The following is a 13,832-nucleotide window of genomic DNA, read 5'->3' as shown; positions in this document are numbered from 1 at the left end:
TTTTATCCGATATTTTTAGTCTCATCTATGTAAATTCCTTGCATACTTGTTATGCCAAACTCTAGCAGTCTATCTTTTTGCTCTTGACTTTCAACACCTATTCCTATTATCTTAATATTCCTTAATCCCATAATAATATCTAGACTCTTTTTTACTTCATCAATATCTTTGCCATCAAAAAATTCAGTCAAATTTGCTGCACGTATTTTCACATAACTTGGATTGATTTGTTTAAGTCTATTTGTTCCACTTTGATTAAATTCAAAATGATCAAGCCCTAATTTTAATCCAAATTCTTTCATTGCATTTGTTAATTTAACTATGCTTCCAATGGCAATATCGTCCTTGTTTGGAATTTCAATATACACTTTGTTTTTTAAATTTGAGCCAATTTTTTTAAACAAGGCACATAATTTTATGAAATTTACATCAGATGTAATTATATCCTTGCCTAAATTTATAGCTATTGCATTGTTTATATTTTGATTTATTATCATATTTGATGCACGCTCTAGCACATGTAAATCAAGTGTAGCTCCAAGCTCAAGCTCACTAACCATTGGCATAAAATATGATGCCATTTGCCATTTGCCATACTCATCAACAAGTCTTAAATATATCTCAGTATGTTCTATTTTATCGCCATCAATAACATTTTGTCCAGCAAATTTAAACATATCGTTTTGCATAGATTTCATGATTAATTCACGATATTTTTCTTTGCCAAGCAAGATTGAATTTGTATTTAAGTTATACTCGCGTATGCAGAAATTTCCGTCCATTCTAGCATTTGCTAAAGTAACATCAGCAATAGTCATCAGCGATCTCATATCTGTTTTTGGATGATAATCAACCAAAGCCATATTGACTAAATTTTCATTCTCGTCTATACCAAAAATTTTAAAGCTATTTTTTATTTCATTCATTATAAATTTCGACATTTCACTAAGTTGCTTTGAACTAGTGCCCACAAGCAAAACAGAAAAATCGTTATCATTTAGCTTTGATGCAAAACCAAAGTATTTACTAGTATCAATCTTTTCTTGTAGTATATGAGATATTTTAATTGTCAAACTTTGCCATTTTTCAAAGCCCAAACTCTTCTTAAGGGCAATAAAATCCTTAAAACCAAGCAGCATTATAGTACCACTTGAATACTCCTCAGTATTTATATACTCAGACACCTTTGTTTGAAAATATCGCCTATTATAAAGCCCACTTAGGCTGTCTTTATATAGTATCTCTTGATATTTATTAAATGTATCTGACTCTTTATCAAATATGGCTTTTACTTTATAAACCATTGAATTCATGGCTACAACTATATCTTTTAAATCTTTAGTATAAGGTATGCGTTCTTGAATTATAAAATTACTATCTCGTATCGCCTCGGCTTGTTTTCGAACTTCGTTTAAAGGTCTAAATATCGCTTTTAATGCAAAATATGTACATATAAGCATGGCTATAAACATAGCCAAAAGTGCGTAAAAAATATCCTTCATGCCATTATATAGCTGATAATACGCTAAACCTGTATTTCCTTGAACATAGAGTGTTCCAAATTTTGCCCAACCAGTCATTATCTCACTGCTTTGAATTGGTGCATTTAACCTAATCATATTTATAAACCAATCAGGTATAGCATCAACATTTATCTCTTGAGAATTTTCAAGCAATACCTTATCATCTATGTCATCTAAACGTATCATTTGATAATAACCGCTATCAAATATAGAATTCATCATAGTTTCAACCATGGACAAATCATCCATATCAGCAACGGATTTTATTGATAAGCCAAGAGAATTTGCTGTATGTCTAGCGTTCGTGCCAAGCTGATCATTTATGTAGTTATTTAAACTATTAAAATTTAAATACCCAACAACACTAAATACAATCAAGCCAAAAAATACAATAGCTATCATAATCTGTCTAAATAATGTCATAGTCCCTCTTTTTTCATTCTATCTACTAATTCTATCCATTTTGGATTTTGTTTTTTATTTCCGCCAGGCACGATCTGCCCCAATCCCTCTTGTTTTGCTAAAAATAAAGAATCACCATTAAAACTATAAACTGGTAATAAATCGTTTCTTTGTGTTGCTATTTTAATCTGTCCGTTTATATTATCAAGAACTAAAGGTATTGATTTTGGAGTTTCATAGTAAGACAAAACCATATGAGCTTGATTGTATTTAAGTGCTTTTACATATGTAAAATATAGCTTGTTTGTTGGCACACCAAGTTGCTTTAATGTAAAGTATTTAGCAATAACATAATCTTCACAATCTCCAGCACCCTTGCCTATAAATTCCATCCTAGTAGCCCAGTAATCCTTTACTCCCCATATTTGCATATCATCAACCCATCTAAATGAATTAAAAAAATCATTTACTTTTTTTAACTTTTCTTGTTCGCTTGCATCTTTAAGTGAAACCATTAGAGAATTTAATGCCACCAAACGTCGTCTTGCACTATCACCATACTGCTTTTGCATTTGCGAAATATCAGATGATTTTATGAAATCATTTGCTAGGACAATTACCAAAAACACAGAAAGGGCAAAATTTTTTGCCCTTTTTAACATCCCTAGATACAGGGTCATATATATTACTTAAGGTCGTTTTCTATGCTGCATGCACCTTGAATATATCTCTTTGCAAAACCAGGCTCAAAGCTATCTGAAATCAGACCCATGTTATCAAGTAGCCTATATTTTGCATAAAGCAACGCTCTTTCATTGCTTGTTATCTCTTTTAGTGCTGAATTATATTCCGTTTCTGCATCAAGCAAATTAATTAAGTCTCTGCGACCTATCCTAAACTCGTCCTGATATGAATCAAGTGTAGCTTTGGCATACTCAACGTGCTGCAATAAATATGCCATTCTTTTTTCTTCCAATACATAATTTTGCCATGAAAATTTCAAGCTCTCTGTCAAATCTCTCATCAAAACATCAAGATTTTGTTGTTCTTGAGACACTGCTAACTTGCTTTTTTCTTTTTCAAGCTTATCTATTCCTTTATTGTAAAGATTGTATCTAAGTCTTACTAGCGTATCAAATGTAGCCTCTTCTTTGTTATTATCTAAAACATCAGTATGCTCATAGTTACCAGAAACTTCCAAATCAAGCTTAGGTCTAAATGGAGCATTTTTCTCTTTTACAACAGATTCAGACATTGCTATATTTGATCTTTGAACCAATAAAGATGGATTACAAAGCATAGCTTTATCATATACTTCTTTTTCTGTTGCCGGAAGATTGATATTAAATTCTGGCATATGTAAATTTTCAGGGTTTATTTTATGCCCATATAATTTTTCAAATGTCGCTATTGCATCATCATAGTTATTCTGTGCCGCAATCAGATTTGATTGAGCCAAGGTATAGCGTGAACCGGCTTGTCTCTCTTCAGAGGCAACACCAAAGCCAGATTGTGCTCTATCTCTAATTTGAGTATGAATATTTTCATGATTTACAACATTTTCGTTTTCTATATCAAGGATTCTTTTTGCCTCAACCAATGCTAGATATGCATCAACCATTTGTAGTGCTAGTCTATCTGCGGTCTGAGCAACAGAATAAGCAGCCGAATCAAGTCTATGGCTTTGTGATTTAATTCTATTTGCATCAGCACCGCCATTATATAAATTTTCAACCAAAGTTATATTTGCACCACCAATTCTACCTGAACCAGTGTTTGTGGTTATGCCATTATCTAATCGTTTATTTTCATGTCCAAAATATGCCATCGCGTCTAATGTAGGATAGTAAGCATTTTTAGCTATTTTTAAATCTTTGCCAACTTGCAAATAGTTATATTCACTGGCTTTTAGATTTGGATTTTCACTTAAAACTGTTTTAATGACACTGTTTAAGCTTAGTGGCTCTTGATTGGCATTTGATACAGGCTTAACAAAACTAGGTTCTGGTGTCATACTTGTTTCAGCAATAGGCTCTGCCAACGTATCTTCAACAACTGCAGAAGCAGTCTCGCCTCTAGCTTTCATGTTTTCGGTTACAATCTCATAATCACGCTTTGTTTTTATTTTCATAAAAGCATCATCATGATTTGGAAATTGTCTAATTGTTTTTAATAGCTCACGAGCCTGAGTTACACTAACAGGCTTTGTATCAACAAACAAAACAATTTCTTTTTTATCAGAAATATATCTATCTACTTCAACTAAATCTGAAATACCCTCAATGCTATCTTGAAGTTTTTTTGCAACCATATCAACACCTGCATCATTTTTACCCTGTGTAAATGTGCCTACATATATCCTGTGAACTAGTCCATCAGCGTTTGCTGAAGCAATACATAAAGCCGCTAAAATACTAGTAGATAACACCCTTTTCATTTTGAAAATCCTTTTCCTTTAAAAATAAATTTTGGTCGCCATTATATAACAAAAATATTTACAAAAATTAAATGAGTTTCTTAAAAATTAAATTATTTATTAATTATGAGTAAAATTTAATAATAATTATAAAAAAATTGTCACCAAAATATTACTTTTAAGCATTAAAATCAAGACTTACTCAAGTCTTTAAAACAATATACCAAAAAATCAAATTTCTGCTCAAAATAAAAAAATTAAAGTAAAAATAGACATTATTCTTAAAAATTAATATTATTAAATCATTTTAAACAAATAAAACAATCTTTATTACAATAAGAATTTAAAAAACAAAATTTAAAGTATTTTAAAGAGTTTTATAAATGTTGTTATTACTTGGTCTTTCTTGATACTCTCATTATTTAGACTAAATACCCACTTTTGCTTTACTCATGACCATATCTTTTATTTAGACTTAAGTATTTAACAAACCCTTTACTAGCCATCGCTTTGCTTACTATTTAAATACAATGATATTGCTAAGCTTTATAAGAAATTAAAAGTCTTATTAAGTATGGATTAAGCCAACAACAAATTAAATAGTTTTAGAAAATCTACGTAAATTTTCTGGAATCTTCTTTAAATACTCGTCAAAGCACATAGCAATATTTCGCACTAGCATTGAACCTGTTTGATTTACTTCTATTTTATTGGATGTAATCTCTACAAATTCTCTAAGACTATCAAGCTCTTTTAATTCATCTTTAAAATGAGTAAAAAAATCTATATTAAATTCTTGCTCAACTGCTTTAATATCAAGCATAAAATTACTCATCAAGCTCATTATAACAGACTTTCTAAGCAAATCTTCATCGCTTAAATATATGCCTTTACTATACGGCAAACGTCCAGCATCTATGGCTTTTTCATACTCAGCCAGGTCTTTAAAATTTTGAGCATAATGGCGTTTGCACTCACCTATGCTTGTTACTCCAATGCCAATCAAATCTGTGCCACCCTTTGTCGTATATCCTTGAAAATTCCTATGCAATGTGCCATTTTTAAGTGCAGCAAACAGCTCATCATTTGGCTTAGCAAAGTGATCCATGCCTATCATTTTATAACCATTTGATGTAAAAAATTCAATCGTATATTTTAAAATTTCAAGCTTTGTTTTTGGACTAGGTAGCGTTGTTTCATCAAATTTTCTCATATTTTTCTTAATCCATGGAACATGAGCATAATTAAACACAGCTAGTCTATCAGGATCAAGCGTCAAAGCCTTGTCAAGCGTATCTTTAAAGCTTTTTAATGTTTGATACGGCAAACCATAAATAAGATCCATATTTATAGAATTTATTCCGTATTTACGTGCCAAATCAACTGCATTTTTTGTCACTTCATATGGTTGTATGCGGTGTATCTCAGTTTGAACTTTATCGTTAAAATCCTGAACGCCATAACTTATACGATTAAAACCATGTGAAGTAAGAACCTGAATTTGTTCTTCGTTTAAAAATCTAGGATCAATCTCGCACGATATCTCGGCATCTATCATAAAGTTTGAAAATTTATTTTTTATTAAGTTTATAATTCTATCAAGTTGAGTAGCGCTATAAAACGTTGGCGTGCCACCACCAAAATGCATCTGTAAAATAGGCACAGATGTATCAAGATGTGTTGATAAAATTTCAAGCTCTTTTTGTAAATAATCTATATAGCGTTCTTTTTTGTCGTCTTTGCTTGTATAAATCACATTGCAGCCACAAAAATAACAGGCGGATCTACAAAATGGCAAATGAAAATACAACGACAAAGGTCGTGATTTATCGCGATTTTTTAGCTCATTTACATATTCATCATATCCAAAATGCTCTCCAAACTCAGGAGCCGTCGGATAGCTAGTGTAGCGAGGACCAGGGCGTGAATACTTCACATATGCATCAAAATCAATCATTTTCAATCCCCCTTGCTCTCATCATCTGCGATATATCAACAAAAAGATTTGGATGAGATCGCTTAATCCCACGTAAAAGCTTATCTAAATCAACGCTAAATGCCTTTTCTTCTTTTTCCTTGGCTATCTTTTTAATCTCATCCATAGCCACAACCCAAACATCATTAAAATCAACAGGAATATTTTGCCATATTGTCTTTTCAAGCCTTAGATTGAAATTTTCTCTCTCGCTATTTTTATAAGCTTGTATCAATGCTGATATTGATTTTATCGATACCATTGCATGGATATTATTATCTTCATCAATACCAAACCACGGCTCGTCGCCATCCCATGAACCACTTTTTAAACTTAGAAATTTTTCATTTTCATTTGTAGTAGAAACAATTTGAAATATTGTTCTATCTTCGGCACTTATGCCAAGCCCACCGCTTATTTCGTCTATTTTTTTATTTACACATTCAAGAGTGTTTTTGCACTCACTCATCAAAGCTCCTTAAGAATTTCTATGTCTATCAAGCCAAACCATTATCGCTTTTTGTGCATGAAGTCTATTTTCAGCCTCGTCAAATATCTCATTAGCATGTGCTTCAAACACACTTTCGCTCACTTCATACCCCCTATATGCTGGTAAGCAGTGTAAAAACATCGCACCCTCTTTTGCTAGTTGCATAACACTATCATTTACCATAAATCCATCAAAATAGCTTATTCTTTGCTCTTTTTCACGCTCTTGTCCCATTGATACCCAAGTATCAGTAGTCACGACACTAGCATCTTTTACAGCTTGTTTTATATCGTTTGTGATTAAAATTTTTGCACCTGAGACTTTTGCATTTTCATAAGCTTGTTTTACAATAGTCTCTTCTGGTTCATACCCTTTTGGTGTGGCTATTCTAAGATCAAGCCCTAACTTTGAAGCAAGCATGAGCCACGAGCCAGTCATGTTATTTCCATCGCCAACATAAGCCACAACATCACCAGCATTGTGCTCTATCATGGTTAGATAATCAGCCATTAACTGAACAGGATGATAAAGATCGCTTAGTCCATTTATAACTGGCACAGATGAGTATTTTGCAAATTCTTCTAAAGTCTCATGCTTATCAACCCTAAGCATAGCCATATCACACATTCTACTTATCACTCTAGCCGTGTCACGTATAGGCTCACCGCGTCCGATTTGAATATCATTTTTAGACAAAAACAGAGCGTGACCACCAAGCTGATACATGCCAACTTCAAAACTCACCCTTGTTCTTGTTGAGCTTTTTTCAAATATCATAGCTAGTGTTTGATTTTGTAAATATTTGGTGAAATTTTTAGATTTTGTCTCGGCTTTAATGCTTTTAGCTAGATCTAAAATTTCTAAAATTTCATCTTTTGTAAAATCATTTAATGTAAGAAAATGTCGCATCTGCTTCTCCTTATTTTGTTTTATAACCAAAATTTTATAAATGTATTATGTTATATTTTTGCTTAATTTTCACTACTTTCGTAGCAACTTTGCCGCTTGTTTTGCATGATACGTGATGATTAAATCTGCACCAGCTCTTTTAAATGCCAAAAGCGTCTCTAACATAACCTTGTCATAATCTATAACACCAGCTTTTGCCGCAGCTTGCAGCATAGCATACTCTCCGCTCACATTATACACACAAAGCGGAAGCAACGAACGCTCTTTAATATCACGTATTATATCCAGATACGCCAAAGCCGGTTTTACCATGAGTATATCAGCACCCTGCTTTTCATCTTCTAAGCTCTCATTTATCGCTTCAAACCGATTTGCACTATCCATTTGGTATGTTTTTCTATCGCCAAAACTCGGCGCTGATTCAGCCACATCACGAAATGGTCCATAATAGGCTGAAGCAAATTTTGTAGAGTAACTCATAATGGGTAAATTTTCATAACCGTTTTCATCTAAAGCTTTTCTTAAAGTTGTTATTATGCCGTCCATCATACCACTTGGAGCTATCATATCGGCTCCATTTCTAGCGTGTATGATGGCTTGACGAGCTGAAATTTCAAGTGTTGCATCGTTATCTACGGTTTGATGAACGTGATCTAATATCCCGCAATGCCCATGGTCTGTATATTCACAAAAACAAAGATCGGTTATAACAAAAAGCTCTGGAAATTTTGACTTTATAGCCCTTAATGCCGTAGCGATAATGCCATCATTACTCAAAGCGTCTGAGCCTATACTGTCTTTAGTGCTAGGTATGCCAAACAATATAATCGATTTAATCCCAAGTTTTAAAATTTCATCACACTCTTTTAAAATTTCATCAAGGCTTAGCTGATACACTTCTGGCATCGAAACAATCTCTTTTCTCACGCCGACACCAGGCACAACAAATAGCGGATATATAAAATCATCAACACTAAGATGAGTTTGTCTAATCATCTGCCTAAAATTTTCATTTATTCTAAGTCGTCTAAAACGTTTAAACATAAATTTGCCTTTTTTTGCTAAAATATCGCCATAAGTGTATCACAAATGGAGTTAATTTAGTATGAAAATAGAAATTTCAAACATAGCAAATCTACCCTCACGTTTTGGCAATTACAAACTTAAAGCCTTCAAAGAGAATGAAAAAGAGCATCTAGCCATATTTAAAGAGCCGTTTGGCGAGATTGTAAATGTGCGTATTCATTCAGAATGCTTAACTGGCGATGCAATAGGAAGCTTAAAGTGCGATTGTAGAGATCAGCTAGAAGCGAGTTTAGATTATATAGAAAAGCACGGTGGCATGGTGATTTATTTACGTCAAGAAGGGCGAAATATAGGGCTATTAAACAAAATAAACGCATATAGTTTGCAAGATAAGGGACTTGATACCATACAAGCAAATCATCAATTGGGTTTTAAAGCAGACGAAAGAACATATGAAATAGTTGATATTATTTTAAAAGATTTTGGCATTACAAAAATAAATCTTCTTACAAATAATCCAGAAAAATTGGGCGGACTAAAATGTGTGCAAATTGTCTCACGAATACCTATCGTAATCACGCCAAACAAACACAACAAAGACTATCTAAAAGTAAAACAAGAGCAAATGGGACACATGCTAAAAGATGAGTGATTTTAAACAAAAATGCGAGAAATTTTCTGAAATTTTAAACAGATATAACAAAATCCATAGTCTAACAAATTATAAAAATTTTGACGAGCAGATAAATGATAGCATAGCCATACTTGACATGATCGAAATCTCAGCCAACAAAGCCATAGATATCGGTAGTGGAGCTGGATTTCCTGCACTGTTTTTGGCGATGAAGCTTAATGAGTGCGAGTGGCATCTGTATGAGCCAAATCATAAAAAATCAGCATTTTTGACCCTTGCAAAGATTGAATTAGGGTTAGAAAACGTAATAATTCATAGCACAAAATTACAAGATGGAGATAAATTTATAGTTGATTTAATCACATCAAGAGCATTGATGAAAGTAGCTGATTTGGTTAAAATTTCACGTGGATTTTTTAATGAAAATACAAAATTTTTACTATACAAAGGCTCAAGCGTAACCGAAGAATTAAATGGATTTAACGCAAAAGTGCTTAATAAACACAATAGAAATTATATTTTAATGGATAAGGTATGCTAGGGAAAATTTTAACACTTGTTGTAATTTTGTTAATTATATATATAGTATTTTTTAAAAGTAGAAAAAAAGACGAGCAAAGAGATGTTCAAAGTTTTGTTCAATGCGATAAATGTGGGACTTTTATATCATTAGATGAAGCTATACTAAGCAGTGGCAAATATATTTGTAAAGAGTGTATAAAGGGATAAAATGCAAATAATAGGCGATGAGTTAATACCATATAAACCATTAGTTTATATCACGCATGAGAGCGAAATTTGTCAAAATTGCTTATACAGATACGACAGAGATTTAATCAAAATTTCAAAGCAAAAAGGCCATGAGTTTAGCCTAATATGTAGCGATATAACCCAAGCCATCATAGCAAATGCCGTTGGTGCAAAATATATCATATGCGAACAAAAAGACGCACTAGCCTTTAGTGAGTTGGCAAATTTTTATATGTTTGATGCAAAAATAGCATGTGTTATCGACGATGAAAGTCAGCTATCAAAACTAGCTAACACAAAAGTTGATACAGCAATTTATAAAAAAGGGATAGAAAATGGAGCTTTTTAAAACGATAATTTTGATGAGTATTTTAATGATAATGTTTATGTTTGCTGGTGCAGCATTGGGCGGTGAGCAAGGTATGATTATCGCATTTGTGGTTGCACTTGGCATGAACTTTTTTTCATATTTTTTTAGCGACAAAATTGTCTTAAAACGCTACAGAGCCGTAAAAGTAGATGAAAACAACGCAAAAGGACTGCTTGATATCGTAAAAACTCTCTGCCTTAACGCAAACATTCCAGTCCCAGCTGTATATATCATACCAGAGCGCGTTCCAAACGCATTTGCCACTGGTCGCAATCCAAACAATGCAGCCGTTGCCGTAACAGAAAGATTGCTTGAAATTTTAAACAAAGATGAAATAGAAGGCGTAATAGCACACGAACTAAGCCACGTAAGACACTACGATATTTTAACAGGCACAATCGCTGCTGTAATCGCTGGTGCAATTGCTATGCTTGCAAATTTTGCAAAATTTGGTGCAATGAGTGGCAATGCAAGACAAAATAAAAATAATGCTGTTTTGCTACTAATCGCAGCTGTTGTAATGCCTTTAGCAGCTTCAATTATACAAATGGCAATCTCAAGAGAGAGAGAATTTAAAGCAGATAAAGGTGCAGCGTTGATGACTGGCAAACCGCAACATCTAGCATCAGCACTATCTAAACTAGAAAACTACTCTAAAAATTATGCGATGCACCAGGCAAACGAACAAACAGCACATATGTTTATAATAAATCCATTTGGTTCAGTCAAACAAACACTATCAGCACTTTTTCGCACACATCCAAAAACAAGCGATAGAATAGCTGCACTAAACGAGATACAAAAGCAATTAAGAGAATACTAAGTCGATTAATTTAAATAACAACTAAAATAAGGAGATAAAATGTCGCTACTTTTTTCAAAATTTAAACTAGGCAATTTAACACTAGCAAATCGCACGGTTTTTGCGCCAAGTTGCACTTATAAAGTCAAAAACAACGACGGCAAACCAAACGAGTATCATCAAACACACTACGGTGCAAGAGCAATCGGTAGCGTCGGACTTATCATAGTTGAAGCAACAGCGGTTGAGTCTCGCGGCAGGATAACAAACAACGATTTAGGTCTATACAACGATGAGCAAATCTCCGCACATCAAAACATAACAAGATTAGTAAAATCTCTAGGCTCACAAATCGGGGTTCAACTAGCTCACGCTGGTAGAAAAAGCGAATGCACAGACTCTGAAGCAGTAGCACCAAGCACACAAGCATTTTCGCCAAATTCAAAAATACCAAAAAAATTAAGCTTAGATGAAATTTTACAAATTAAGCAAAATTTCGTATCAGCAGCCATAAGAGCCAAAAAAGCTGGATATGACTTGGTAGAAATTCATGCAGCTCACGGATACTTACTAAATCAATTTTTAAGCAAGAAAATAAACGATAGAGATGATGAATATGGCAAAGATAAAACATTGCTGTTAAAGCAAATAATTACAGAGATAAAAAATGCTGTGGATATCGAAGTAGGCGTAAGACTTAGTGCATATACGTGGCAAGATGATGATTATAGTGTAAATGATATAGTTACGCTATCAAAAGAGCTTGAAAAATTAGGCATTTGCTATTTACACATATCATCTGGCGGAGTGTATTTTCAAACAAATGACGCACCAACAATAGCCCCATTATATCAGGCAAAATATGCAAAAGCTATAAAACAAGCTGTAAATATACCAGTTATCGCAGTTGGACTTATAAAAACAGCTGGTGAGAGCGAAGCGTTGTTGCTTGGAGATGTGTGTGATTTGGTTGCGTATTCTCGTGCAATTTTAGCAAATCCAAATTTTGTTATACAAATGATGTCTGAGCTAAAAGAGTATGACCTGATCGATAATACCTTTACAAGAACGTATAAATAAAGGGCAAAAATGTCACAAAAGCACTACGAAGTTGTAATTATAGGTGGCGGCATCAGTGGTTCGGCTTTAATGTATTGTCTAGCCAATTTTACTGATATCAAAAGTGTAGCTTTGCTTGAAAAATATGACACCATAGCACCTTTAAACTCAAAGGGCGAGTGCAATTCCCAAACAATTCACTCAGGCGATATTGAGACAAATTACTCATTTGATAAGGCAAAATCAGTCGCAAAAATTGCTCAAATGCCAATTAAATATGCACTAAAATACAATTATGAGAACAAATTTATGTTCTCTCATCAAAAAATGGTTCTTGGTGTAGGCGAAAAAGAGTGCGACTTAATACAAAGTCGTTTTGAAATTTTTAAAGAAATTTATCCGTATTTAGAGCTTTTTGATAAAAACGAGCTAAAAAGTATAGAGCCAAACGTCGTTTTTAAAGATCATAAAAGCGAACGAAGTGAGAAAATTTTAGCCATGGGTGCTAGAGTAGGACAATACACGACGATAGATTTTGGCGCGATGAGTGTTAGTCTAGTAAATAACGCTAAAACAATAAGCAAGGATGATTATGAGCTGCATTTAAATTGCAATGTAAAAGAGATTAAAAAAATCGGCGATAAGTTCTATTTAAAAACTAACGATAGCGTAATAACAGCTTCATGTGTCGTCGTAAATGCTGGTAGCTACTCGTTATTTTTAGCTCATCAAATGGGTTACGCACAACACCTTAGCACACTACCTGTAGCTGGAAGCTTTTATTTTGCAAACAAAAAGCTACTTAACGGCAAAGTTTATATGGTGCAAAATGACAAGCTTCCATTTGCTGCCCTACACGGCGATCCGGATATACTAGCAAATGAGCTTACTAGATTTGGTCCAACGGCTCTTGTTATGCCAAAGCTTGAGCGATACCATGGCATGGATAGCTTTTATGATTTTTTTGAGTGTTTAAAATTTGATAAAAAAATAGCTAAAATTTTTATCGATTTATTAAAAGACCGTGATATTGCAAACTATTTAATTAAAAATTTCTTATATGAAATTCCTTTTATCAACAAACATGCTTTTGTAAAAGAAGCACGAAAAATAGTCCCAAGCCTAAGGATCGAAGATATAAAATATGCTAAAAATTTTGGTGGTATTCGTCCGCAAGTGATCGATAAAAATAGCGGAAAGTTGGAATTTGGCGAGGGTAAAATAGTCACAAATGACGGCATTATATTTAACATGACACCAAGCCCTGGTGCAACAAGTTGCTTTGCAACAGCAAAAAGCGATTTAGAGCATATAGTAGCCTACTTGGATGGTAATTTTAATATAGATAAATTTAACGCTGAGTTTTTTGAATAAATTTCACAATCAATACTTTTTTGGATATAATTACGGCAATTAAAAGGATCAAAATGTACCAACTCGCAGCCAAACTATTTCCTATATCTCGCTCTATCACAG

Annotated in this window: 14 protein-coding genes; 7 read left to right on the top strand and 7 right to left on the bottom strand. The window is 33.4% G+C overall.

Going from position 1 to position 13,832, the window contains the following annotated elements:
* Positions 1-2: 2 nt before the first annotated feature.
* The 7 genes from LQU93_RS03395 to hemB all read right to left on the bottom strand — a co-directional run bounded on the left by LQU93_RS03395 (position 3) and on the right by hemB (position 8,759).
* The gene (locus tag LQU93_RS03395) at positions 3-1,946 is read right to left on the bottom strand and encodes a bifunctional diguanylate cyclase/phosphodiesterase (RefSeq protein WP_229932491.1); all 1,944 of its coding nucleotides are present in this window, start codon (positions 1,944-1,946) and stop codon (positions 3-5) included.
* Positions 1,943-2,605 (bottom strand): transglutaminase-like cysteine peptidase, encoded by a 663-nt coding sequence (locus LQU93_RS03390; protein WP_229932490.1) that lies wholly within the window; start codon positions 2,603-2,605, stop codon positions 1,943-1,945. The genes LQU93_RS03395 and LQU93_RS03390 overlap by 4 nt, the downstream gene beginning before the upstream one ends.
* Before the next feature lie 5 nt (positions 2,606-2,610).
* On the bottom strand, positions 2,611-4,362 hold the full coding sequence (locus tag LQU93_RS03385; protein WP_229932489.1) for a TolC family protein: 1,752 nt from the start codon (positions 4,360-4,362) through the stop codon (positions 2,611-2,613).
* Between the two features lie 574 nt (positions 4,363-4,936).
* A complete protein-coding gene (gene hemN / locus LQU93_RS03380; RefSeq protein WP_229932488.1) occupies positions 4,937-6,298 on the bottom strand; it encodes an oxygen-independent coproporphyrinogen III oxidase in 1,362 nt (453 codons plus the stop codon).
* Positions 6,291-6,785, bottom strand: a complete 495-nt coding sequence (locus LQU93_RS03375; protein ID WP_229932487.1) for a DUF2603 domain-containing protein — start codon at positions 6,783-6,785, stop codon at positions 6,291-6,293. The genes hemN and LQU93_RS03375 overlap by 8 nt, the downstream gene beginning before the upstream one ends.
* A 9-nt stretch (positions 6,786-6,794) precedes the next feature.
* Complete coding sequence (gene argF / locus LQU93_RS03370) at positions 6,795-7,715, bottom strand: ornithine carbamoyltransferase (RefSeq protein ID WP_229932486.1); 921 nt, start codon at positions 7,713-7,715, stop codon at positions 6,795-6,797.
* Between the two features lie 72 nt (positions 7,716-7,787).
* The gene (gene hemB, locus LQU93_RS03365) at positions 7,788-8,759 is read right to left on the bottom strand and encodes a porphobilinogen synthase (RefSeq protein ID WP_229932485.1); all 972 of its coding nucleotides are present in this window, start codon (positions 8,757-8,759) and stop codon (positions 7,788-7,790) included.
* A gap of 61 nt (positions 8,760-8,820) precedes the next feature.
* Here hemB and ribA point away from each other — a divergent pair, with 61 nt between their 5' ends.
* Genes ribA through LQU93_RS03330 form a run of 7 tightly spaced genes read left to right on the top strand, consistent with a single transcriptional unit; the run spans position 8,821 to position 13,730 of the window.
* Positions 8,821-9,393: a GTP cyclohydrolase II gene (gene ribA, locus LQU93_RS03360; protein ID WP_229932484.1), complete on the top strand. Its 573-nt coding sequence runs from the start codon at positions 8,821-8,823 to the stop codon at positions 9,391-9,393.
* Positions 9,386-9,916: a 16S rRNA (guanine(527)-N(7))-methyltransferase RsmG gene (rsmG, locus tag LQU93_RS03355; RefSeq protein ID WP_229932483.1), complete on the top strand. Its 531-nt coding sequence runs from the start codon at positions 9,386-9,388 to the stop codon at positions 9,914-9,916. Before ribA ends, rsmG begins: the two co-directional genes overlap by 8 nt.
* Positions 9,910-10,104 carry a PP0621 family protein gene (locus LQU93_RS03350; RefSeq protein WP_229932482.1) on the top strand — a complete coding sequence of 65 codons (195 nt, stop codon included), beginning with the start codon at positions 9,910-9,912 and terminating at the stop codon, positions 10,102-10,104. Before rsmG ends, LQU93_RS03350 begins: the two co-directional genes overlap by 7 nt.
* Before the next feature lies 1 nt (position 10,105).
* Positions 10,106-10,474, top strand: coding sequence for a hypothetical protein (locus LQU93_RS03345; RefSeq protein WP_229932481.1), 369 nt, complete (start codon positions 10,106-10,108; stop codon positions 10,472-10,474).
* Complete coding sequence (gene htpX, locus LQU93_RS03340) at positions 10,461-11,318, top strand: zinc metalloprotease HtpX (protein ID WP_229932480.1); 858 nt, start codon at positions 10,461-10,463, stop codon at positions 11,316-11,318. Before LQU93_RS03345 ends, htpX begins: the two co-directional genes overlap by 14 nt.
* 39 nt (positions 11,319-11,357) lie before the next feature.
* Positions 11,358-12,377: an oxidoreductase gene (locus LQU93_RS03335; protein WP_229932479.1), complete on the top strand. Its 1,020-nt coding sequence runs from the start codon at positions 11,358-11,360 to the stop codon at positions 12,375-12,377.
* 9 nt (positions 12,378-12,386) lie between these two features.
* Complete coding sequence (locus tag LQU93_RS03330; protein WP_229932478.1) at positions 12,387-13,730, top strand: FAD-dependent oxidoreductase; 1,344 nt, start codon at positions 12,387-12,389, stop codon at positions 13,728-13,730.
* Positions 13,731-13,832 lie beyond the last annotated feature (102 nt).

The organism is Campylobacter majalis (assembly GCF_905120465.1).
Taxonomy (GTDB): domain Bacteria; phylum Campylobacterota; class Campylobacteria; order Campylobacterales; family Campylobacteraceae; genus Campylobacter_A; species Campylobacter_A majalis.
Note: the sequence above shows the minus strand (reverse complement) of the source record. Positions and strands in the feature narration are given on the sequence as shown.